The organism is Paracoccus sp. TD-10 (genome assembly GCF_048270675.1).
Classification (GTDB): Bacteria; Pseudomonadota; Alphaproteobacteria; order Rhodobacterales; family Rhodobacteraceae; genus Paracoccus; species Paracoccus pantotrophus.
This window is the reverse complement of the sequence record NZ_CP182419.1, coordinates 1,430,244-1,452,439: the sequence shown is the minus strand read 5'-3', so window position 1 is coordinate 1,452,439 and position 22,196 is coordinate 1,430,244. Positions and strand designations below refer to the sequence as shown.

Here is a 22,196-nt window from a genome sequence, read left to right as displayed (position 1 = left end):
CCCGCGGGATATTTGGACAAGAAAGAAAAAGGGGGCCGGTGGGGGCCCCCTTTTCTTCGTTCCTGGCGGCCGGGTTCAGGCCAGCATGCCCATGGGATTTTCCAGGTGCCTGACGATGGCCTCCAGCAGCTGGGCGCCGAGCGCGCCGTCGATCACCCGGTGGTCGACCGAGAGGGTCATCGACATGACGTTGCGGACCACCACCTCGCCATTCTCGACCACCGGGGTCTGGATGCCGGCACCGACGGCGAGGATCGCGCCATGCGGCGGGTTGATCACCGCGTCGAAATTCTCGATCCCGAACATGCCGAGGTTGGAGATGGCGAAGCTGCCGCCCTGGTACTCGTGGGGCGCGAGCTTCTTGGTCTTGGCGCGGTTGGCCAGATCCTTCATCTCGGCCGAGAGGGCGGACAGCGTCTTTTGCTGCGCGTCCTTCAGGACCGGGGTGAAGAGCCCGCCCTCAATGGCCACGGCGACGGCCACATCCGACGGTTTCAGCTTGAGGATGCGGTCGCCGGCCCAGACCGCGTTCGCATCCGGCACCTCTTGCAGGGCCAAGGCGCAGGCCTTGATGATGAAGTCGTTCACCGACAGCTTCACGCCCCGCGATTCCAGCTGCTTGTTCAGCATGGCGCGGAACTTCATCAACTCGTCGAGCTTCGCGGACCGGCGCAGGTAGAAATGCGGGATGGTCTGCTTGGCTTCCGACAGGCGGGCGGCGATGGTGCGGCGCATGCCGTCCAGCGCCACCTCCTCGGTCTCGCGGTCGGCATAGAGCTTGAGGATGGTTTCCGCGGAGGGACTGGCGGGGGCTGCGGCCGCCGGGGCAGGAGCGGCGGCTTTCGGGGCATCAGTGGCGGCGGGTCTGGCCGCGCCGGGCTTGGCGCCTTCGACATCCGCCTTGACGATGCGGCCATGCGGGCCGGAACCCGTCACGCCGGCAAGGTCGATGCCTTTTTCCGCCGCGATGCGCCGGGCGAGCGGCGAGGCGAAGATGCGCCCGCCCGCCGCCGATTTCGGCGCGGCCGGGGCAGGGGCGACGGCGGCGGCCGTCGCTGCCGGGGCGGCTTCGGCTGTCGCCGCCTCGGGCCTGGCTTCCGCCTTGGCCGCCGGGGCGGCGCCGATGTCATCGGCGGATTCGCCCTCTTCCAGCAGCACGGCGATGGGGGTGTTCACCTTGACCCCCGCCGTACCCTCGGCCACCAGGATCTTGCCCAGCTTGCCTTCGTCCACGGCCTCGAACTCCATCGTGGCCTTGTCGGTCTCGATCTCGGCGATGATGTCGCCGGATTTGACCTCGTCGCCCTCTTTGACCAGCCATTTGGCCAGCGTGCCCTCTTCCATGGTCGGAGAAAGCGCGGGCATCAGGATTTCTGTCGGCATCTCGCTCGCTCCTTAACGGTAGGTGACTTTCTTGACCGCCGCTACCACCTCGTCGGAGGTGATCAGCGCGTGCTTTTCAAGGTTCGCGGCATAGGGCATGGGCACGTCCTTGCCGGTGCAGTTGATCACCGGCGCGTCGAGATAGTCGAAGGCGTTTTCCATGATATGGGCCGAGAGGTGGTTGCCGATCGAAGCGACCGGGAAGCCCTCCTCCACCGTCACGCAGCGGTTGGTGCGCTTGACCGATTCGATCAGCGTGGCGTAGTCGATGGGGCGCAGGGTGCGCAGGTCGATCACCTCGGCCTCGATGCCTTCCGACGCCAGCTTCTCGGCGGCTTCGAGCGCATGGACCATGCCGATGCCGAAGCTGACCAGGGTCACGTCGCGGCCGGGACGCACGATCTTGGCCTTGCCGAAGGGAATGGTGAAATCCTGAAGATCCGGCACCTCGAAGCTGCGGCCGTAGAGGATCTCGTTTTCCAGGAAGATCACCGGGTTCGGGTCGCGGATCGCCTGTTTCAGCAGGCCCTTGGCGTCGGCCGCCGAATAGGGCATCACCACCTTGAGGCCGGGGATCTGCGCATACCAGGCGGCGTAGTCCTGGCTGTGCTGGGCCGCCACGCGGGCGGCGGCGCCGTTCGGGCCGCGGAAGACGATCGGGCAGCCCATCTGGCCGCCGGACATGTAAAGCGTCTTGGCGGCCGAGTTGATGATATGGTCGATGGCCTGCATGGCGAAGTTGAAGGTCATGAACTCGACGATGGGACGCAGCCCGGCCAGCGCCGCACCGGTGCCGATGCCGGCGAAGCCGATTTCCGAGATCGGCGTATCGACGACGCGGCGCGGGCCGAACTTGTCCAGAAGGCCCTGGCTGATCTTGTAGGCGCCCTGGTATTCGCCGACTTCCTCGCCCATCAGGAAGACGGTCTCGTCGCGGGTCATTTCCTCTTCCATGGCCTCGCGCAGGGCCTCGCGCACGGTCATGATCTTCATCGGCGTGCCTTCCGGCCAGTCGGGCGACTGGTCCGCGACCGGGGTCGGGGCAGGGGCGGCCGCCTGCGCCGGAGCGGACGGAGCCTCGGCCCTGGCCTCGGCGGGTGCGGGCTCGGCTTTCGGTGCCGGGGCGGCATCGGCGGATTCGCCCTCTTCGACCAGGACCGCAATGGGGGTGTTCACCTTGACCCCCTGGGTGCCCTCGGCAATGAGCAGCCGGCCGAGGATGCCCTCGTCCACGGCCTCGAACTCCATCGTGGCCTTGTCGGTCTCGATCTCGGCGATGATGTCGCCGGATTTCACGCTATCGCCTTCCTTGACCAGCCATTTGGCCAGCGTGCCTTCCTCCATGGTCGGCGACAGGGCGGGCATCAGGATTTCGGTTGCCATGGTTCCCTCCCCTCAGGCGTTCTGTTCCGCGCCGCCCTGCGGCACTTCCTGGGCATAGATGTCGCTCCAGAGCTCCTCCAGCGGCGGCTCGGGGCTGTCCTTGGCGAACTCGGCGGAATCGTTCACGATGTCCTTGATCTCCTTGTCGATGGCCTTGAGGTCTTCCTCGGAGGCATGCTGGCCTTGCAGCAGCAGCTCGCGGACGTGCTCGATCGCGTCGCGCTCGTCGCGCATCTTCTGCACTTCCTCGCGGGTGCGGTATTTCGCCGGGTCGGACATCGAATGGCCGCGATAGCGATAGGTCATGACTTCCAGGATGTAGGGCCCCTTGCCGGCGCGGCAATGCGCCACCGCCTTTTCGCCCGCGGCCTTGACCGCCAGCACGTCCATGCCGTCCACCTGCTCGCCCTTGATGCCGAAGGCCTCGCCCCGGCCGAAGAGCGTGGTCGACTTGGTCGAGCGCTTCATCGAGGTGCCCATGGCATATTGGTTGTTCTCGATGACGAAGACGACGGGCAGGCTCCACAGCTCGGCCATGTTGTAGGTCTCGTAGACCTGGCCCTGGTTCGAGGCGCCGTCGCCGAAATAGACGAAGGTGACGTTGTCGTTGCCCAGGTACTTGTCGGCGAAGGCGAGGCCGGCGCCCAGCGGCACCTGCGCCGCGACGATGCCGTGGCCGCCGTAGAAATGCTTCTCGCGGCTGAACATGTGCATCGAGCCGCCCTTGCCCTTGGAATAGCCGCCGATGCGTCCGGTCAGCTCGGCCATCACGCCGCGGGCTTCCATGCCGCAGGCCAGCATATGGCCGTGGTCGCGATAGGAGGTGATGCGCTTGTCGCCTTCCTTCGCCGTGGCTTCGAGGCCGACGACGACGGCCTCCTGGCCGATATAGAGGTGGCAGAAGCCGCCGATCAGGCCCATGCCGTAAAGCTGGCCGGCCTTTTCCTCGAATCGCCGGATCAGCAGCATGTCGCGGTAGTATTGAAGCAGCTCATCCTTGGACACGTTGGGCGTGCTTTGCTTGGCTGCGGGCTTTCTGACCATGGGCCTCCTCCTCGGGGCGGGGATAGTTCAGCGTTAAACTAATTCTAGGCGAAGCTTTCGGGGGAAGTAAACCGGACTCGTGCATCCGTCCAGAGGGCAGATGCGGAAAGCCGCCTGCGCTGGGGAAATAGTCGAGGCGCGCAAGGGGGCGTCGCCGCGTCCTGGGGCGCGGGTGCATGGGTATTTGGGAAACGGTGAATGACGGGGCCGGGCCTGGTGGCCTGGCATTCAGCGGATGATGATCTCGTCGGCGCGCACCAGGCCCAGCACGTCGCGGGCGCGTTCGTCCAGCAGGTCGAGGTCGAGATATTCGTCCGACAGGCGCCGCGCCAGGTTGCGCATCCGGTCCACCTCGGTCTGCAGCTTATCGCGCTGCTGGACCAGTTCCTGCGTTTCGGCCTGCAACTGCACCCGGCGCAGGATGCCGGATGGGCCCTGCACCGCCGCATAGGCGAAATAGACGCCCAGAAGGATCATCACGACGAAGAAGATGATGGCGCTGATCGACAGGCGTTGGGTCATGCACGGATCATAGGGCTGCTCGGCTGTTTCGGGCGATCATGCCACAGGCGGCCCGTCGGGGGAATCCCCTAAGCGCCGCGCAGGATGTCGTCGAGCACCAGGGCCATGACCCGGGCGGAATCCCGCATATCGTCCACCCCTACCCATTCGTCGGGCTGGTGCGCCAGGTCCAGCACGCCGGGCCCGTAGGCGATGCAGTTTTTCAGCTTGCCGATGCGGTCGATATGCTTCTGGTCGTAGGTGCCGGGGCTGACCACGTAGCCGGCTTCGCGGCCCAGCACCCGTTCGATGGCGGCGGCGGTCGAGCGCACCACCGGCGCCTCGCGGTCGGTCATGCTGGGGATCACCTCGAAGAGGTCGCGGATCTCGTAGGTGAAACCGGGGCGCGCCGCCTTGACCTTTTCCAGCAGCGCCGTGACCTCGCGCTTGACCTCGGACAGTTCCTCCTCGATCAGGAAGCGGCGGTCGATCACGATGCGGCAGCGGTCGGCGACGCAGGGCGCCGGCAGGCCGGTGAAGTCCGGGCCGTGATCCGGCTCGCCGCCGTGGATCGAGTTGATGTTCAGGGTCGAGTTCCGCGCGCCTTCGGGGATCACCGGCATTTCCGTGTGCTTGCTCATCAGCAGGGGGAACAGCGTGCGCTCCATTTCTTCCAGCACCGCGCCCATGTGGCGGATGGCGCTGTCGCCCAGGAAGGGCATCGAGCCATGGGCGATGCGGCCATGCGTCTCGATCTCGGCCCACCAGACGCCGCGATGGCCCAGGCAGATGCGGTCCTTGTGCAGCGGCTCGGGGATGATGACATGGCCGACATGGGCAAAGGCGCCCTGGCTCGCCAGGTAGGCCACGCCGCCGAAGCCGCCCGATTCCTCGTCCGCGGTGGCGCTGATCTCGATCTGGCCGGGATGGTCGGGGTAAAGCGCGACGAAAGCCTCGGCCGCGATGATGCTGGCGGCCAAGCCCCCCTTCATGTCGCAGGCGCCGCGGCCATAGATGCGTCCGCCCTCCAGTTCGGCGGCGAAGGGATCGCGGCTCCAGCCGTGGCCAACCTCGACCACGTCGTGATGGCTGTTGAAATGCACGCAGTCGCCGGGCGGGCCGCCCCGATGCCGGGCGACCAGGTTCCAGCGCGGAAAGGCCTCGCTGTCGCCCGGCGCGCCATGGGCGCGGATCAGTTCGCAGGCCCAGCCCTGCGGCGCCAGCCGCGCCTGCAGGTATTCGCAGATCTCGCGATAGTTGCGGCCCGGCGGATTCAGCGTCGGAATGCGGATCAGATCCCGGGTCAGGCGGACCAGGTCGTCGCGGCGGTTTTCGATCTCGAGGGCAAGGGCGTCCATGGCGCAAGGCTAGGCCGGGCGCGGCGGCGCGGCAATGGGGTCATTGACAGTCGCGGCGCGGGGGCCTTCCATGGGGCAGGATTTTCGCAACCAGGGTCTGCCCGATGATCGCCTTTCTTCGCCTGATCGGCATGGTCCTGGTCGTCGAGCTGGTCTTTTACGCGCTGATCTGGATCTATATCCGCAGCCTGCGCCGGGAAGAGCTTGAAAAGGAATGGGATCGCCGCCACCCCGAGCGCGCGGGGCCAAGCCCGGAACGCGCCGAGTTCGTGCGGCGTTCGATGGTGGGCTTCAGCAAGACCCTGCGGGCGCGGCTCGTCGGGCTGGTGCTGGTCCTGCCGGTGGTCGCGATCATCGTGATCATCGTGATCGTGAACTACAATTGAGGGGGCGCCGATGCGCTGGTTCCTGACCGTCCTTGGGGTGATCTTCGGGATCGTGGTCTTCCTGTTCCTGGATTACACGCTGCCCTCGAAGCAGACGGTCCGCATCACCAACACCTACAACCGGCTGACGGATATCGGCGCGAATGCCTTTTTCTATGCCTCGCCCGATACCGGCACGGTGCAGAACGCCCAGGGCCAGCGCGACGTGCGCTTCATCGACACGGTACGGCCGAACGGCAAGCCCTATGTCTATCGCAACGAGGATACCGGCTGGATCTGGCCGCCCTATTTCAAATACGACAGCTCGAACCTGCATGCGCAGGCGACCGATCTGCGCTCGACCGCGACCAGCCCGGAATGGGTCAGCGTGACCTCTTACGGCTGGCGCATCGCCTGGCTCTCGGTCTATCCCAACGCCATCTCGATCAAGCCGGTGGCGGGGCCCGAGGTGAAGCCCTTCAACTGGGCGGCGCAGATCATCCTGCTGATCCTGGGGGCGCTCTTGTTCCTGCTCTGGCGCATGTGGAACCAGTTCCGCGAGCGGACGATCGACCCTGCCGTGCGCTCTGCCGACGCGGCCTGGGACCGGCTCGACGCCCGGGCGGACGCGGCCCGCGACCGGGCGCGCGGGCGCATGCGGCGCTGGTGGGACGGGCTGCGGGGGCGCTGAGCGATGGAGCGCAAGAACCCCGGCACGGATTTCAGCCTCGACTGGTTCGAGACCATCCAGGTCAACACCCCGGCGGCCGAGCGCCGCGCCGCAAGCCTGACCGCGCGCCGCAGCCTGAAGAAGGAATGGCAGGCGGCCTGGCTTCTGAACGCGGTGCGCTGCATCGACCTGACCACGCTGGCGGGCGACGACACGCCCGACCGTGTGGCGCGGCTTTGCGCCAAGGCGCGCCAGCCGGTCGATGCCGGCCAGTTGGCGGCGCTGGGGGTCGAGCATCTGACCACCGGTGCAGTCTGCGTCTATCCGACCATGGTGGCGGCGGCGAAACGCGCCTTGCAGGGCACGGCGATCCCCGTTGCCTCGGTCGCGACGGGCTTTCCCGCCGGGCTGATGCCCTTGGACCTGCGGCTGGCCGAGATCCGCTATGCATTGGATCAGGGCGCGGATGAGATCGACATCGTGATTTCCCGCGCGCTGGTGCTGCGCGGCGAATGGGCGGCGCTTTACGACGAGATCTGCGAGATGCGCGAGGCTTGCGGCCATGCCCGGATGAAGGCGATCCTGGCGACGGGCGAGCTCAAGACCCTTGGCAATGTCGCCAAGGCCAGCCATGTCGCCATGCAGGCCGGCGCCGATTTCATCAAGACCTCGACCGGGAAGGAGCCGGTGAATGCCACGCTGCCGGTGTCGCTGGTCATGCTGCGCGCGATCCGAGACTATCGCGATCGGACCGGATTTTCCGTCGGCTTCAAGCCGGCCGGCGGGTTGAAAACCGCCAGGGACGCGCTGAACTGGCAGGTGCTGATGGCCGAGGAACTGGGCCGCGACTGGCTGCGGGCGGATCTGTTCCGCATCGGCGCCAGCTCGCTTCTGGCCGATATCGAGCGGCAGATTTCCCATCACGTCACCGGGCGCTATGCTGCCGCCCATCGTCTGGCCGCGGGGTGATGATGCCGAAGGTAAGCGAGATCATGGAAAGCATGGAATACGGCCCCGCGCCCGAGGATGCCTCGGCCGTCCGCGACTGGCTGCGCGAACGCGGCCGCTTCGGCCATTTCATCGCCGGGCGATTTACCCGGCCGGGCGAGACCTTCGCCAGCCGCGATCCCTCGACCGGCGAGGAACTGGCGCAGGTCACGCAGGGCACCGCCCGCGACGTGATGAAGGCGGTGCGTGCCGCGCGCCGGGCGCAGCGCGGTTGGGGCGCCATGCCCGGCCATGTGCGGGCGCGCTTCCTCTATGCCATCGCCCGGACGATCCAGAAGCGCGAGCGGTTCCTGGCGGTGCTGGAGACGCTGGACAACGGCAAGCCGATCCGCGAAAGCCGCGACATCGACGTGCCGCTGGTGGTGCGGCATTTCTACCACCATGCCGGCTGGGCCGAACTGGCCGAGACCGAGTTTCCCGGCCACGGCCCCTTGGGCGTCTGCGGCCAGATCATCCCGTGGAATTTCCCGCTGCTGATGCTGGCCTGGAAGGTGGCGCCGGCGCTGGCCGCCGGCAATACCGTGGTGCTGAAGCCCGCCGAATACACGCCGCTGACCGCGCTGGCCTTTGCCGAGATCTGCGCCCATGTCGGCCTGCCCGCCGGGGTGGTCAACATCGTCACCGGCGACGGCGAGACCGGCGCGGCGCTGGTCGCGGCCCCGGTGGACAAGATCGCCTTCACCGGCTCGACCGAGGTCGGGCGCGGCATCGCCCGCGCCGTCGCCGGCTCGGGCAAGCGGCTGGTGCTGGAACTGGGCGGCAAGTCGCCCTTCGTGGTCATGGAGGATGCCGACCTGGACGCCGCCGTCGAGGGCGTGGTCGAAGGGGTCTGGTTCAACCAGGGCGAGGTCTGCTGCGCCGGCTCGCGCATCCTGGTCGCGGAATCGGTCGCCGCGCGGTTCGAGGCGCTGTTGCGGGCGCGGATGGGCAAGCTGCGGCTGGGCGCGCCCTTGGACAAATCCACCGATGTGGGCGCCATCGTCGACCCGGTGCAAAAGGACCGCATCCTGCGCATCCTCGACCGGGCGACCGCCGCCGGGGCGGAACTGGTCGGCGGAACGGCGGCGCCGGGCTGCTTCATCGCGCCGGGCTATCTGCGAAACATCGCCCCCGCCAATCCCGGCATGGTCGAGGAGATCTTCGGCCCCATCGCCACGCTCTCGACCTTCCGCACCCCGGACGAGGCGGCGGACCTGGCCAACAACACCCGCTACGGGCTGGCGGCCTCGGTCTGGTCGGAAAGCGCCACGGTGGCGACCGACATGGCGGCGCGGATCAAGGCCGGCGTGGTCTGGGTGAATTGCGCCAACCTCTTCGATGCCGCCGCGCCCTTTGGCGGCATGCGCGATTCGGGCTATGGCCGCGAGGGTGGGCGCGAGGGGATGCTGGACTACCTTGCCGTCCCCGTCGCCGCGCAGCGCGACCCGGCGCCGTCCGAGATCGTCCCGGCCAAGGGCTCGGGGATCGACCGCACCGTCAAGCTCTATATCGGCGGTGCGCAGAAGCGGCCGGACGGCGGCACGAGCTACTTCGCACAGGACGAGCTGGTGCCGCTGGGCAACCGCAAGGACATCCGCAATGCGGTCGAGGCGGCGCAATCGGCATTGGCGAAATGGCAGGGCCTGGGCGGGCACGGCCGGGCGCAGGTGCTGTATTTCCTGGCCGAGAACCTGGCGCAGCGTCGCGCGGAATTTGCCGGTTACGCCAGCCCGGCCGAGGTCGATGCCGCCATCCGCCGCTGCTTCTTCTATGCCGGTTTCGCCGACAAATACGACGGCGCGACGGTTTCGGCAAAGCCCGGCCACCTGTGCCATGTCCAGCCCGAGCCGCATGGCGTCATGGGGCTGGTCGCGCCCACCGCCGCGCCGCTGGCGGGCTTCATGGCGCTGGTGCTGCCGGCCATCGCCATGGGCAATGCCGTGGTGGCGATCCCGTCGCAGGACCGGCCGATGGCGGCCCTGACGCTGGCGCAGGTGCTGGCCTGTTCGGACGTGCCGGGCGGCGTGGTCAACATCGTTACCGGCCCGCGCGACGATCTGGCGCGGGCGCTGGCCGGCCATGACGGCGTCTCGGCGATCTGGCATGCCGGCCAGGGCGAGGGGCTGGCCGAGGTGCAGCGCGCCGCGGCCGAGACCCTGATCCCGGTCTGGACCCCCGCGCCGCGCGACTGGAGCGATCCGCAGGCGCAGGGCCGCGACTTCCTGCGCGCGGCCAGCCGCACCAAGACCATCTGGCTGCCTTATGGCGCGCTTCCCGCCGGCACCGGCAGCACGGCCTATTAGGTCATCGGGCTGGCCCTGCCCCGGCGGGGCGACCGTGGCGGACGGAGGGCGTTGTCATCCGCCCGCCCGGCGGGCAAGCTCGGGCGGTCCCAGCACCGGAAGCGCCCATGTATATCCCGCCGCATTTCCACGAGATCGACCCGCAGGAGATCGCCGCCCTCATCGAGGCGTCGCCCCTGGCCTGCATCGTGGCGCAGACCTCCGAGGGGTTGATCGCCAACCATGTCCCGCTGCTGGCCGGTCCCGGCGGCACGCTGATCGGCCATGTGGCCCTGGCCAACGACATGCACCGGCTGATCGCCGAGGGCCAGGAGGTGCTGGCGATCTTTCGCGGCGAGGACGGCTATGTCTCGCCGAACTTCTACCCGACCAAGCCCGAGCATCACCGCCACGTCCCGACCTGGAACCACCAGGTGGTCCATGTCCATGGCGGCATCGCCTTCCAGCATGACGAGCATGCCAAGCGCGCGGCGGTCGGCCTGCTGACCCGCAGCCACGAACGGCGGGTGAACGGCGCCGAGGCCTGGCGCATGGCCGATGCACCGGCCGATTACATGCAGCAGATGCTGGCCGGAATCGTCGCCTTCCGCATCGCGATCCGCCGGACGCTGGCCAAATCCAAGCTGAGCCAGAACCGCGAGGCGCCCGACTATCACGGGGCCATTGCGGGGCTGCGGGCCAGCGGGCGCGAGGCGATGGCCGAAGCGATGGCAAGGCGGCGGCCAAAGGACGCCTAGGCGCCGCCTTCATTTAAGGATTCCCATACTGTCTGAGTTCTGTTTCAAGATCGAAAACGGAGGCGATCTTGAGCAGGCGGACGCTGACAGACGAGCAATGGGAACGGATCGGGCCTCTGTTGCCCGGCAAGGCTGGTGATCGGGGCCGCAGCGCTGCGGACAATCGGCTGTTCATCGACGCGATCCTGTGGTTGGCACGAGGTGCTTCGCCCTGGCGCGACCTGCCGCCGGAACTGGGGCACTGGAAGAGCGTCTACACCCGGTTCCGCCGCTGGTCCCGCGCCGGGGTCTGGGAGCGTCTTTTCAGGGAGTTGAGCGCCGATCCCGACTTCGAATATGTGCTGGTCGATGCCACCATTTCCAAGGTCCACGCAGATGCGACCTCGCAAAACGGGGGCTTGAGGCTCACGCCACCGGCCGCTCTCGGGGTGGGCTGACGACCAAGATCCATGCTGCGGTGGACGCGCCTGGCCTCCCGGTCCGGTTCGCGATCACGCCGGGCCATTGGGCCGACAGCCCGCAGGCCGAGGGGCTGATCCACGGCCTTGCGGGCGTCGGCCATGTCATCGCCGACGCCGGATACGACACCGAGGCGTTGCGCCGCTTCATCGCCGGCGACCTGCGCGCCACCGCACAGATCAAGCGCAACCGAAGCCGCGCCGGAAGCCGACCGCTGGATCGGACGCTCTCCGGGGAACGCCACCTTGTGGAGTGCTTCTTCAACCGCCTCAAACGATTCCGCCGGATCGCGCTCCGATGCGAGAAAACCGTCGCCTCCTTAAAGGCATTCGTCGACCTCGCCTGCGCAATGGCAGCGATCGCCTAAGTGAAGACACCGCCTAGGCTGGCGGTGCGCTAGCATGGGGGCCTTGCCCCCGCGCGTTCCGCGCTCCCCCAGGATATTTGGACAAGAAAGAAGCGGGAGCCGCCCTGCGCCTTCCTTGGGTTCTTCCTTGGCCAAATATCCTGCGGGGGTCCGGGGGCGCAAAGCCCCCGGTCGGGGCACGGCCGGGCCGCTTGCCGGACGGGCGACAGGCGGCCGGGCCCGGCGTCTATGGGCCAGGGCGGCTTTCCCTGCTGCCGCCTCAGGCCAGCCGCAGCCAGCGCAGCCCGGCCTCGGTCGAGCTGCGGGGGGTGTATTCCGCGCTTACCCAGCCGCGATAGCCCGCGGCGTCGATGGCATGGAACAGCTCGGCGAAGTCGATGTCCCCCTGCCGGGGTTCGTGCCGGCTGGGCCAGTCGGAGATCTGGACATGCCGCACCCGCGGCGCGTGGCGCTGCCAGACGGTCAGCGCATCGCGATGGATCATCTGCGCATGGTAGACGTCGAATTGCAGCCCCAGGTTGGGGGCACCGACCTCGTCCAGGATCTCGGCTGCCAGTTCGAAACTGTCCAGGAAATAGCCCGGCATGTCGTTGCGGTTCATCGGCTCGATGGTCAGGCTGGTGCGGGCGTCGCGGGCGCAGGCCCATTTCAGGTTCTCGACGAAGGTGCGCCGCGCCAGCCCGCCCTGGGCCTTGCCGGCCATCACATGCAGGTGCTTGACCCCCAGCGCGCGGCCAAAGCGCAGGGCGCGGTCGAAATCGCCGCGAAAGCGCGATTCGTTGCCCGGCTCGGCGGCGAAGCCGCGCGGGCCGCCGGCCCAGTTCGGCGGTGGCGTGTTCATCAGCACGAATTCCACCCCCGCCGCCTGCGCGGCCTGGGACAGTTCCTTGACCGCGAGGTCATAGGGAAACAGGATCTCCACCCCGCGAAAGCCCGCGCGTTTTGCGGCGGCGAAGCGCTGCAGCATGGGCATTTCGGTGAACAGATAGGTCAGGTTGGCGGCGAATCGCGCCATGGTCAGGGCTCCAGGGGAAAGACCGTCCCTCCCGAGTGCAATTCCATACGCCCGCTCGCGCCGGGCATAGCCGCATCGGCCAGTCGGTAGAATGTCTTGCGGTCGATCAGCGCCCAAAGACCGCGGCGGATATGGACATAGGGCCGGGGTTCCTCGGCCGTCCCGCGCAGCTCGATCGCATGCTCGGGTCCGGCGCGCACCCGGTCGCCCACATTGGTGGTGAAGACGATGTCTTCGCCGATTTCGGCATCGACGGCGATGAAGGGCGCGTCGATTACGCGGATGCCGACTTTTTCGACCGGGGTGACGAGGAAGTAATCCTCCCCCTCTCGCTTCAGGATCGAGGCGAAAAGCCGCACCATTTCCGGCCGGCCGATAGGCGTGCCGTTGTAGAACCAACTGCCGTCGGCGCGGATTTCCATGTCCAGGTCGCCGCAGAAGGGCGGGTTCCACAGATGCACCGGCGGCGGCCCCTTTTTCGAGGCGCGGCTGGCCGCGGCGGCGATTCCGGTCGCATCGCTCACGGCATTGTCAGTCTTTTCCTCCATTCCCAGTGGACCCCGTCACCCCTGCCTTTATGTTGTCCTAGAACAGAAACGGGGCATTGTCATGGCCGAGAATGAGAAACTGGTTTCCGAAGTCCTGACGCTGACCGACCGCCTGGCCCAGGCCCGCGCCAGCGTCGAGCGCCGCTTCGTCGGCCAGCATGCCGTGGTCGAACAGGTTCTGGCGGCGATCCTGTCGGGCGGCCATGCGCTGCTGGTCGGCCAGCCGGGCCTGGGCAAGACCATGCTGGTCGATACGCTGGCCACGGTGCTGGGGCTCGACTCGGCGCGCATCCAGTTCACCCCCGACCTGATGCCGGCCGACATCCTGGGCTCCGAGGTGCTGGACATCCGGCCCGACGGCACCCGCGCTTTCCGCTTCATCGAGGGACCGGTCTTTACCCGGCTCCTGATGGCCGACGAGATCAACCGCGCCAGCCCGCGCACGCAATCGGCGCTGTTGCAGGCCATGCAGGAGGGCGAGGTCACCATCGGCGGCGAACACCGGCCGCTGGACCGGCCCTTCCATGTCCTTGCCACCCAGAACCCGATCGAGCAGGAGGGTACCTATCCGCTGCCCGAGGCGCAGCTCGACCGTTTCCTGCTGCAGATCGACGTGGACTATCCCGACCGCGACACCGAACGCGCCATCCTGCTGGCGACGACCGGGGTCGAGCAGGGCCGGGCCCATGCCGTCTTCGACGCCGAGGGGCTGGTCGCGGCGCAGGGGCTGATCCGGCGCATGCCGGTGGGCGAGACGGTACTGAACGCGATCCTGGACCTGGTGCGCGCGGCGCGTCCCGGCGCGCCCGAGGCGCCGGGCTGGATCGCCGAGACGCTGGTCTGGGGGCCGGGGCCGCGCGCGGCGCAGGCGCTGACGCTGGTCACGCGGGCGCGGGCGGCGCTGAACGGCCGCTTTGCGCCGACGCTCGACGATGTCGAGGCGATGGCCGCCCCGGTCCTGCGCCACCGCATGGCGCTGAGCTTTGCCGCCCGCGCCCGCGGCGAGACCATCGAGGGCGTGATCGCGCGCCTTCTGGGCGACCGGATGCGGGCGGCGGCGTGAAACCCCAGGCCGATCAGCTGCGCGCCGGCGCCGAGGCAGCCTCGGCCGCCCTGCCTGCGCTGATGCTGTCGGCCGAGCGGCTGGCGGCGGCGCTGGTGCCCGGCGCGCATGGCCAGCGCCGTGCCGGCATGGGCGAGGATTTCTGGCAATACCGTCCCGCCACCGCGGGCGACACGGCGCGCAGCATCGACTGGCGCCGCTCGGCCCGGTCGGATGCGCAATTCGTCCGCGACCGCGAGGCGCAGGTGGCGCAATCGGCGGCGATCTGGGTCTCGGCCGCGGCGGGCATGGATTATGCGGGCGGCGCGGACCGGCCCGGCAAGCGCGACCGTGCCAACCTGCTGGCGCTGGCGCTGGCCATGGCGCTGCTGGCCGGGGGCGAGCGCGTCGCCTTGGCCGGCCAGCCGCCGCGCCCCGGCCGGCTTCAGGCCGAGCGCCTGGCCGAGGCGCTGGTCGCGCGCCCGCTGCTCGACCGCGACGAGGACGCCCCCCCGGCCGAGGCCCTGCGTCCCGGCCAGCGCGTCGTCCTGTTCGACGATTTCCTGGGCGATCCGCAGCCGGTGCTGGACTACCTGGCCCGTGCCGCCGTCCTGGGGGTTCAGGGCGTGCTGATGCAGGTGCTGGACCCGGACGAGGACGGATTTCCCTGGCGCGGCGCGGTGCTGTTCCGCTCGGCCTCGGGGGCCTTGCGCCACGATACGCGCGACGCGGCCGGACTGCGCGCGGCCTATCTGGCGCGGCTGGCCGAGCGGCGGGCGCAACTGACGGGCGCCGCGCGCATGGCGGGCTGGCATTTCGGCATGCATGACACCGGCGCGGCGCCGTCGCAGGCGCTGCTGTGGCTCTGGTCGGTGCTGGAGGGCTGATGCTGCTGATCGGTCCCATCGGCTTCCTGACGCCCTGGATCCTGGCGGCGCTGGCGGCGCTGCCGGTGCTGTGGCTGATCCTGCGCGCCATGCCGCCCTCGCCCAGGCTGGTGCGGTTTCCAGGCACGCGGCTGCTGCTGGGGCTCAAGGATCCGCATCCGGTGGCGCGGCACACGCCATGGTGGCTGCTTCTGCTGCGGGTGCTGGCGATCGCGGCCTTGATCCTGGGCTTTGCCGGCCCGGTGTGGAAACCCTCGCCGGATCAGGCCGGGCAAGGGCCCCTGCTGGTCGTGATGGATGCCGGCTGGGCGGCGGCGCCCGACTGGCCGCAGCGCCAGGCCCGCGCCCTGCGGGCGCTGGACCGCGCCGCGGCGGCGGGACAGCCGGCGGCGCTGCTCGTGGCCAACGGCACCGCGACCGGCGCGCTGCCCTTCCTGCCCGCGACCGAGCTTGCGGCGCAGCTGCGCGCCCTGCGCCCGGCGGCATGGGAGACGCGCTATCCCCCCGATCCTCAGGCTGCGCTGGCCGAGGCCCCGGCGGGCCTGTCGGTGCTGTGGCTCAGCGACGGGCTGGACCATCCCGGCCGGGCGGAATGGCTGGCGGCGCTTTCCGGGCGCAGCAGCGTGACCGTGGTGCCGCCCGAAGGCGCGCAGCAGACGCTGGAACTGGTGGCGGGCGACCAGCCGGCGCTGCGGCTGCGCTCGACGGGGACCGCGGCGCCCGAGGTGCTGGCCATCGGTCTCGATCCGCAGGGCATGCCGCGCGAACTGGCGCGGCTGAAGCCCGGCGAGAGCGCGCAGGATCGCGGCGTGACCAGCTGGCTGGTGCCCATCGACCTGCCCTCGGAATTGCGCAACCGCATCACCCGCTTCGAGATCGAGGGCCAGGCTTCGGCCGGGGCGGTTCTGCTGGCCGACGATTCCCTGCGCCGGCGCAAGGTCGCGCTGGCGGGCGACGACCGCGCCGGCGAGGGGCAGCGCCTGCTGTCGCCCCTGCATTACCTGCGCCGGGCCCTGGCGCCGACCACCGACCTGATCGAGGGGGGGCTGGGCGACGTTCTGCAGGCCGCGCCCGACGTGATCGTGCTGGCCGACCAGATCGGCCTGGCCGAGGAGCCGGGCCTGCGCGAATGGGTCGAGGGCGGCGGGCTGCTGATCCGCTTTGCCGGGCCGCGCATGGCCGCCTCGGAACGGCTGGCCGAGGAGCCGTTGCTGCCGGTGCGGCTGCGCGCCGGCGGGCGCGATGTCGGCGGTGCCCTGGCCTGGGGCGAGCCGCGCAGCGTCGCACCCTTTGCCGCCGACGGGCCCTTCGCGGGGCTCTCGGTGCCGAACGATACGACCGTGCGCGCGCAACTCCTGGCCGAGCCGGCTCCGGACCTGGCCGACCGCAGCATCGCCCGGCTTTCGGACGGCACGCCGCTGGTGACGCGCACGGTTCTGGGGCAGGGGCAGCTGGTCCTGTTTCACACCACGGCAAACGCGGAATGGTCGAATCTGGCGATCTCGGGCCTGTTCGTCGAGATGCTGGACCGGCTGGTGCGCAGCGCACGGGCCAGCGCCGCCGCGCCCGAGGCGGACCGCGCCGAACAGCCCTTCTGGCTGCCGGAACTGGTGCTGGACGGTTTCGGCCGCACGACCGAGGCCGAGGGGTTGGCGCCGGTCGCCGCCGCCGATTTCGCGCGCGGCCCGGCGCCCGGCGCCCCGGCCGGGCTTTATCGCGGCGGCGAGCGGGTGGCGGCGCTGAACGCCGGCGGGCCGATGGCGCCGGCCGACTGGCCCGGCGCCCGTATCGAGCGCGGGGCGCAGGCGCCGGGCCTGGACCTGCGCGGCTGGCTGGTCGCGCTGGCGGCGGTCCTTTTTGCGCTGGATGCGCTGGGCAGCGCCTGGCTGGCACGCGGCAGGCAGGGGGCGATGGCATGAGATGGCTTTTGACCTTTGCCGCGCTGGTCTGGGCCGGCGCGCTTTGGGCCCAGGACGATCCCGCGGCCCCGCCCGATCCCCAATTGGTGCGCGCCGCCGACGAGGTGGCGCTGGCCTATGTCGTGACCGGCGATGCCGAGGTCGATGCCGCCTCCGAGGCCGGGCTGCGCGGCCTGTCCCATGTCCTGACCGCCCGCACCACGGTCGAGCCGGGCGCGCCCATCGGCATCGACCCGGAACGGGACGACCTGTCGCTGCTGACCTTTCTTTACTGGCCGGTGACCGAGGCGCAGGCCCCGCCCTCGCCCCAGGCCTATGTCCGGCTGAACCATTTCCTGCGCTCGGGCGGGATGATCCTTTTCGACACCCGCGACGGCGATATCGCGGGCCTGGGCGGGCCCGACGGCGGCGCCGCGCTTCAGGCGCTGGCGGCGCCCCTGGACATCCCGCCGCTGGCGCCGATCCCCGCCGATCACGTCATCACCCGCAGCTTCTACCTGCTCAGGGATTTTCCCGGCCGCTACCAGGGCCGCGAGGTCTGGGCCGAGGCGCCCCCCGCCGATGCCCAGGCGGCCGAGGGCGTGCCCTTCCGCAATCTCAACGACGGCGTCTCGCCGGTCATCATCGGCGGCAACGCCTGGGCCGAGGCCTGGGCGGTGGATGAGAACGGCCTGCCCATGTTCAGCATCGGCTCGGGCTTCGAGGGCGAGCGCCAGCGCGAGATGGCCTATCGTTTCGGCGTCAACCTGGTGATGTATGTGCTGACCGGGAACTACAAATCCGACCAGGTACACGTGCCCGCCCTGCTCGAGCGGCTGCGGCAGGAGGAGGTCGTGCAATGAGTGGCCTTGTCTTCGATCCGCTGCTGCCCTGGCCGCTGGTGGGCGGGCTGGCGGCGTTGGCGTTCCTGGTGGCACTGTGGTCGCTGTGGCGCGGCCTGCGCGGCTGGGCCTGGCGCGGCATCGCCGGGCTGGCGGCGGCGGCGGCGCTGGCCGGGCCGGCGCTGGAATCGGGCATCCGCCACAAGCTGTCGGACATCGTGGTCTTGCTCGACGACCGCAGCGCCAGCCAGTCCCTGCCGGGCCGCGCCGGACAGACCGATGCCGCCGTCGAGGAACTGACCCGCCAGCTTTCCGCGCTGCCCGATACCGAGATCCGCCGCGTGACCGTGGGCGACGACCCGGACGGCACCCAGATCGGCACCGCCCTGACCCGCGCGCTGGCCGCCGAGCCGCAGGCCCGCGTCGCCGGCGTGATCGCCGTCACCGACGGGCTGGCCCATGACGCGCCGATGGTCCCGGCTTCGGCCCCCGCGCCGGTGCATGTGCTGCTGACCGGGCAGGCGCAGGACTGGGACCGCCGGCTGGTGATCGAGGAGGCCCCGGCCTATGGGCTGATCGGCAAGCCCGTCACCATCCGCCTGCGCGTCGAGGACCAGGGCGCGGTCCCGCCCGAGGTGGCGCAGACCCCCGCCCGGCTGCGCATCCTGCTGGACGGAGAGGAGATGCGCGCGCTCGACCTGCCGCCGGGTGTGACGCTGGATCTGCCGGTGGTGCCGGAGCATGCCGGGCAGAACGTGGTTTCGATCGCATTCGACGCGCCCGAGGCCGAGGTACCGGAACTGACCGACCGCAACAATTCGGCCGCCCTGCAGATCCAGGGCGTGCGCGACCGGCTGCGGGTGCTGCTGGTCTCCGGCGCGCCGCACGCGGGCGAACGGACCTGGCGCAACCTGCTGAAATCGGATGCGAACGTGGACCTGATCCATTTCACCATCCTGCGGCCGCCGGACAAGATGGACGCGGTTCCCGTCGAGGAAATGTCGCTGATCGCCTTTCCGACCCAGGAGCTGTTCATGGAGCGGATCCGGGATTTCGACCTGATCATCTTCGACCGCTACCGGGTGCGCGGCATCCTGCTGCCGCAATATTACGACAACATCCGGCGCTATGTCGAAGAGGGCGGCGCCATCCTGGTCTCGGCGGGCCCCGAGATGTCCTCGGTCGAAAGCCTGAACCTGTCGCCCCTGGGCGCGATCCTGCCCGCGCGCCCCACCGGCCGGATCCATGACGAGCCCTTCCTGCCGCGCCTGACCGACGAGGGCCAGCGCCATCCCGTCACCGCCGGCCTGCCCGGCGCCCCGGCCGAGGGTGCGCAAAGCCATTGGGGCCGCTGGCTGCGCATGTCCCAGGTCATTCCCGGCCCGCGCGCCCAGGTGGTGTTGAGCGGCGCGCGGGACGAGCCGCTCTTGCTGCTCAGCCGGGTGGGCGAGGGGCGGGTGGCGATGCTGACCTCGGACCAGGTCTGGCTCTGGGGCCGCGGCTTCGAGGGCGGCGGGCCGCAGCTGGAACTGCTGCGCCGCATCGCGCATTGGTCGATGCAGGAGCCGGAACTGGAGGAGGAGGCGCTGCTGGCTGATGTCGGCCCCGGCCTGACGGTGACGATCACCCGCCGCACCATGAACGTGACCGCCGGCCCGGTGCGCATCACCCGCCCCGATGGCCAGACCGAGGAGGTCGCGCTGACCGAAGCCGGGCCGGGCCGCTTCACCGCGCGCTGGACGGCGCCGGGGCCGGGGCTCTACCGGCTGGCCGAGGGCGAGATCGGCCGGGTGCTGGCGCTTGGCCCCGCCGCGCCGCGGGAGTTCGAGGAAACCGTGGCCTCGGGCGCCGTGCTGGGCCCGCTGGCCGAGGCGACGCGGGGCGGGGTGCTGCGGTTTTCCGAGGGCATGCCCGGCCTGCGCACGGTGCGCGAAGGACGGCCGGCGCATGGCCGGGGTGTCGCGGGGCCCTGGATCGCCATCACGCCGCGCGAGGCGGCCTCGGTCAGCGGCATGACGCATCGCCCGCTGCTGCCCGGCTGGGCCTGGCTGGCGCTGATTGCCGGGCTGGCGCTGGCGGGCTGGCTGGCCGAGGGCCGCGGCGGGCTGCGCAGGGCCTGACACGGCGAAACTTGCCAAGTCCGCGCCCCGTTGCTAGGCAAATGAAAACATTCCAAGAGGACCGCATGGCCGCCGCCCCCAACGATGACCAGACCGCCTACATCCCGCCGACCGAAGTCGATCTGGCGATGATCAAGCGCATCTTGCCGCATCGCTATCCCTTCCTGCTGGTGGACCGCGTCCGCGACATCGTGCCGGGCGAAAGCTGCGTCGGCGTCAAGAACGTGACCTCGAACGAGCCGCATTTCGAGGGGCATTTCCCGCAGGAGCCGGTGATGCCCGGCGTGCTGATCATCGAGGCCATGGCGCAATCGGCCGCGGTGCTGGTCGGCGTCACGCTGGATCTCGCCGACAAGGGCATGGGCACCTATTTCATGTCGATCGACAAGTGCCGTTTCCGCCAGAAGGTCGTGCCGGGCGACGTGCTGGAACTGCACATGAAGACCCTGCGCGGCGGCGGCAAGATCTGGAAGTTCGAGGGCCGCGCCCTGGTCAACGGCCAGCTTGCCGCCGAGGCCGAGGTCATGGCCATGCTGAACCGTGGCGAGAATGGCTGAGACCCGCATCCATCCCTCGGCCGTCGTGGATCCCGCCGCGAGGATCGGCGAGGGATGCGAGATCGGCCCGTTCTGCGTTCTCGGCCCCGAGGTCAGCCTGGGCCGGGGCGTGGTGCTGAAATCGCATGTCGTGGTGGCGGGCGAGACCGCGATCGGCGACGAGACCACGGTCTTCCCCTTCGCCTCGCTGGGCGAGGTGCCGCAGGATCTGAAGTTCCGCGGCGAGCGCACGCGGCTGGAAATCGGCGCCCGCAACCGTATCCGCGAATATGTGACGATGAATCCCGGCACCGAGGGCGGCGGCGGCGTGACCCGCATCGGCGACGACGGGCTGTTCATGGCCGGCAGCCATGTCGCGCATGATTGCCGGCTCGGCGACCGGGTGATCCTGGTCAACAATGCCTCGGTCGCCGGGCATTGCGTGCTGGAGGACGACGTGATCGTCGGCGGGCTCTCTGGCGTGCATCAATGGGTGCGCATCGGCCGCGGCGCGATGATCGGCGCGGTGACGATGGTGACGGCCGACGTGATCCCCTTCGGCCTGGTGCAGGGGCCGCGCGGCCACCTGGACGGGCTGAACCTGGTGGGGCTGAAGCGCCGCGGCGCCTCGCGCGAGGAAATCCACGCGCTGCGCGACATGCTGGCGCATCTGGGCCGGGGCAGTTTCCGCGACACCGCCCGGCACCTTGCCGAGTCCGAGAACGGCCCGATGGTGCGCGAGGTGCTGGATTTTATCCTCGGCCCCTCGGACCGCAGCTTCCTGGCGCCCCATCCATGAGCCGCATCGCCCTGATCGCCGGCGAGGGCAACCTCGCCCCCGCCATTGCCGCGGCGCTGGACCGGCCGCTGGTCTATGCGCTGGACAACCTGAAGCCGCAGGTCGAGGCTAGGCCCTTTCGCCTCGAACGGCTGGTGCCCTTTCTGGACGAACTGGCCGAGCAGGGCGTGACCCAGGCGGTATTCGCCGGCGCCATCCGACGCCCCAGGATCGAGCCCGAGCTTTTCGACCCCCGGACCCTGACCATCGTGCCGCGCATCCTGATGGGGATGCAGTCGGGCGACGACGCGGCGCTGCGCGCGGTCCTGGACGTTTTCGAGGAAGCCGGCATATCCATTTGCTCCGTCGATCAGATCCTTCCCGATCTCGTGCCGGGCGAAGGTGTTCTGACGGGCGAGCCGAGCCCGCGCGACCAGAAGGATGCCGCCCGCGCCGCCGAGATCGTCTCCGGCCTCGGCGCGCTGGATATCGGCCAGGGCGCGGTGGTGGCGCAAGGGCTCTGCCTTGCCGTCGAGGCGCTGCCGGGCACCCAGGCCATGCTGGAATTCGCGCGGCTGCACGCGGGCCTGAAGCCCGATCCCAACGGGCCGGGCGGCGTGCTCTACAAGGCGCCGAAACCCGGCCAGGACCGGCGCATCGACCTGCCGACCATCGGCCCCGACACCGTGACCCAGGCCGCCGAGGCCGGGCTTGCGGGGATCGCCTGGGAGGCGGGCAGCGTCATCCTGCTGGACAGGGCCGAGGCAATGCGCCGCGCCCAGGCGGCGGGACTGTTTCTCTGGGGGCGCGGATGACATGAGTATTTGGGCAACGGTGAAGCGAGCCTCTTTCACCGTTGCCCAAATACTCACGTGACGGTGCCGCGAAAGCGGCAGGAGGGTATTTGGGGAACGAAGAAGACCGGGGGATTTCTCTGTTCTTCAAATACCCATGTCGGGGCATGGCAAGCGGA

21 protein-coding genes are annotated in these 22,196 nt (G+C 69.6%); 14 read left to right on the top strand and 7 right to left on the bottom strand.

Translation table 11 applies throughout. The annotated features are described in order from the left end of the window. Positions 1–75: 75 nt before the first annotated feature. The 5 genes from ACNKFW_RS18145 to ACNKFW_RS18125 all read right to left on the bottom strand — a co-directional run bounded on the left by ACNKFW_RS18145 (position 76) and on the right by ACNKFW_RS18125 (position 5,669). Positions 76–1,383, bottom strand: a complete 1,308-nt coding sequence (locus tag ACNKFW_RS18145; protein WP_024844926.1) for a pyruvate dehydrogenase complex dihydrolipoamide acetyltransferase — start codon at positions 1,381–1,383, stop codon at positions 76–78. 12 nt (positions 1,384–1,395) lie between these two features. After that, positions 1,396–2,766 carry a pyruvate dehydrogenase complex E1 component subunit beta gene (locus ACNKFW_RS18140; protein WP_147428739.1) on the bottom strand — a complete coding sequence of 457 codons (1,371 nt, stop codon included), beginning with the start codon at positions 2,764–2,766 and terminating at the stop codon, positions 1,396–1,398. Positions 2,767–2,778: 12 nt separating this feature from the next. Next, positions 2,779–3,810, bottom strand: coding sequence for a pyruvate dehydrogenase (acetyl-transferring) E1 component subunit alpha (gene pdhA, locus ACNKFW_RS18135; protein ID WP_024844924.1), 1,032 nt, complete (start codon positions 3,808–3,810; stop codon positions 2,779–2,781). A gap of 228 nt (positions 3,811–4,038) precedes the next feature. Further along, positions 4,039–4,332, bottom strand: coding sequence for an FtsB family cell division protein (locus ACNKFW_RS18130; RefSeq protein ID WP_024844923.1), 294 nt, complete (start codon positions 4,330–4,332; stop codon positions 4,039–4,041). A gap of 68 nt (positions 4,333–4,400) precedes the next feature. After that, entirely contained in the window at positions 4,401–5,669 is a 1,269-nt protein-coding gene (locus ACNKFW_RS18125; protein WP_028710481.1) for an acetylornithine deacetylase/succinyl-diaminopimelate desuccinylase family protein, read from the bottom strand. A gap of 104 nt (positions 5,670–5,773) precedes the next feature. On the opposite strand from ACNKFW_RS18125, the gene ACNKFW_RS18120 reads away from it, so the two are divergent. The 6 genes from ACNKFW_RS18120 to ACNKFW_RS18095 all read left to right on the top strand — a co-directional run bounded on the left by ACNKFW_RS18120 (position 5,774) and on the right by ACNKFW_RS18095 (position 11,557). Further along, a complete protein-coding gene (locus tag ACNKFW_RS18120; RefSeq protein ID WP_024844922.1) occupies positions 5,774–6,055 on the top strand; it encodes a hypothetical protein in 282 nt (93 codons plus the stop codon). 10 nt (positions 6,056–6,065) lie between these two features. Continuing rightward, positions 6,066–6,725, top strand: a complete 660-nt coding sequence (locus tag ACNKFW_RS18115; protein WP_147428740.1) for a DUF1523 family protein — start codon at positions 6,066–6,068, stop codon at positions 6,723–6,725. Positions 6,726–6,728: 3 nt separating this feature from the next. Next, the gene (gene deoC, locus ACNKFW_RS18110) at positions 6,729–7,673 is read left to right on the top strand and encodes a deoxyribose-phosphate aldolase (RefSeq protein ID WP_147428741.1); all 945 of its coding nucleotides are present in this window, start codon (positions 6,729–6,731) and stop codon (positions 7,671–7,673) included. Between the two features lie 2 nt (positions 7,674–7,675). Then, entirely contained in the window at positions 7,676–9,994 is a 2,319-nt protein-coding gene (locus ACNKFW_RS18105; RefSeq protein WP_147429176.1) for an aldehyde dehydrogenase family protein, read from the top strand. Between the two features lie 107 nt (positions 9,995–10,101). Next, positions 10,102–10,731 (top strand): FMN-binding negative transcriptional regulator, encoded by a 630-nt coding sequence (locus tag ACNKFW_RS18100; RefSeq protein ID WP_147428742.1) that lies wholly within the window; start codon positions 10,102–10,104, stop codon positions 10,729–10,731. A gap of 68 nt (positions 10,732–10,799) precedes the next feature. Further along, positions 10,800–11,557, top strand: a protein-coding gene (locus tag ACNKFW_RS18095; RefSeq protein ID WP_333483633.1) for an IS5 family transposase whose coding sequence is annotated in 2 segments (ribosomal slippage) — positions 10,800–11,115 and positions 11,115–11,557 — 759 coding nt in all. Because the reading frame shifts where the segments join, the coding sequence is not laid out codon by codon here. Between the two features lie 259 nt (positions 11,558–11,816). Here ACNKFW_RS18095 and ACNKFW_RS18090 read toward each other — a convergent pair. Further along, entirely contained in the window at positions 11,817–12,572 is a 756-nt protein-coding gene (locus tag ACNKFW_RS18090; protein ID WP_147428744.1) for a hydroxypyruvate isomerase family protein, read from the bottom strand. Positions 12,573–12,574: 2 nt separating this feature from the next. Then, on the bottom strand, positions 12,575–13,120 hold the full coding sequence (locus ACNKFW_RS18085; RefSeq protein WP_024843384.1) for a DUF1285 domain-containing protein: 546 nt from the start codon (positions 13,118–13,120) through the stop codon (positions 12,575–12,577). Positions 13,121–13,181: 61 nt separating this feature from the next. Between ACNKFW_RS18085 and ACNKFW_RS18080 the strand changes: the two genes are divergently transcribed. The 8 genes from ACNKFW_RS18080 (at position 13,182) to ACNKFW_RS18045 (ending at position 22,038) form a co-directional block, all read left to right on the top strand. Beyond that, the gene (locus ACNKFW_RS18080; RefSeq protein ID WP_147428745.1) at positions 13,182–14,183 is read left to right on the top strand and encodes an AAA family ATPase; all 1,002 of its coding nucleotides are present in this window, start codon (positions 13,182–13,184) and stop codon (positions 14,181–14,183) included. Beyond that, complete coding sequence (locus ACNKFW_RS18075) at positions 14,180–15,049, top strand: DUF58 domain-containing protein (RefSeq protein ID WP_024843382.1); 870 nt, start codon at positions 14,180–14,182, stop codon at positions 15,047–15,049. The genes ACNKFW_RS18080 and ACNKFW_RS18075 overlap by 4 nt, the downstream gene beginning before the upstream one ends. Beyond that, positions 15,049–16,968 carry a BatA domain-containing protein gene (locus tag ACNKFW_RS18070; RefSeq protein WP_333483976.1) on the top strand — a complete coding sequence of 640 codons (1,920 nt, stop codon included), beginning with the start codon at positions 15,049–15,051 and terminating at the stop codon, positions 16,966–16,968. Before ACNKFW_RS18075 ends, ACNKFW_RS18070 begins: the two co-directional genes overlap by 1 nt. Beyond that, the gene (locus ACNKFW_RS18065; RefSeq protein WP_333483977.1) at positions 16,965–17,810 is read left to right on the top strand and encodes a DUF4159 domain-containing protein; all 846 of its coding nucleotides are present in this window, start codon (positions 16,965–16,967) and stop codon (positions 17,808–17,810) included. The genes ACNKFW_RS18070 and ACNKFW_RS18065 overlap by 4 nt, the downstream gene beginning before the upstream one ends. Next, entirely contained in the window at positions 17,807–19,909 is a 2,103-nt protein-coding gene (locus ACNKFW_RS18060; RefSeq protein WP_147428746.1) for a hypothetical protein, read from the top strand. The genes ACNKFW_RS18065 and ACNKFW_RS18060 overlap by 4 nt, the downstream gene beginning before the upstream one ends. Positions 19,910–19,974: 65 nt before the next feature. Further along, the gene (gene fabZ, locus ACNKFW_RS18055) at positions 19,975–20,466 is read left to right on the top strand and encodes a 3-hydroxyacyl-ACP dehydratase FabZ (RefSeq protein ID WP_051419448.1); all 492 of its coding nucleotides are present in this window, start codon (positions 19,975–19,977) and stop codon (positions 20,464–20,466) included. After that, complete coding sequence (gene lpxA / locus ACNKFW_RS18050) at positions 20,459–21,244, top strand: acyl-ACP--UDP-N-acetylglucosamine O-acyltransferase (protein ID WP_024843379.1); 786 nt, start codon at positions 20,459–20,461, stop codon at positions 21,242–21,244. The genes fabZ and lpxA overlap by 8 nt, the downstream gene beginning before the upstream one ends. Continuing rightward, on the top strand, positions 21,241–22,038 hold the full coding sequence (locus ACNKFW_RS18045) for an LpxI family protein (protein WP_147428747.1): 798 nt from the start codon (positions 21,241–21,243) through the stop codon (positions 22,036–22,038). The genes lpxA and ACNKFW_RS18045 overlap by 4 nt, the downstream gene beginning before the upstream one ends. The last annotated feature ends 158 nt before the right edge of the window (positions 22,039–22,196 follow it).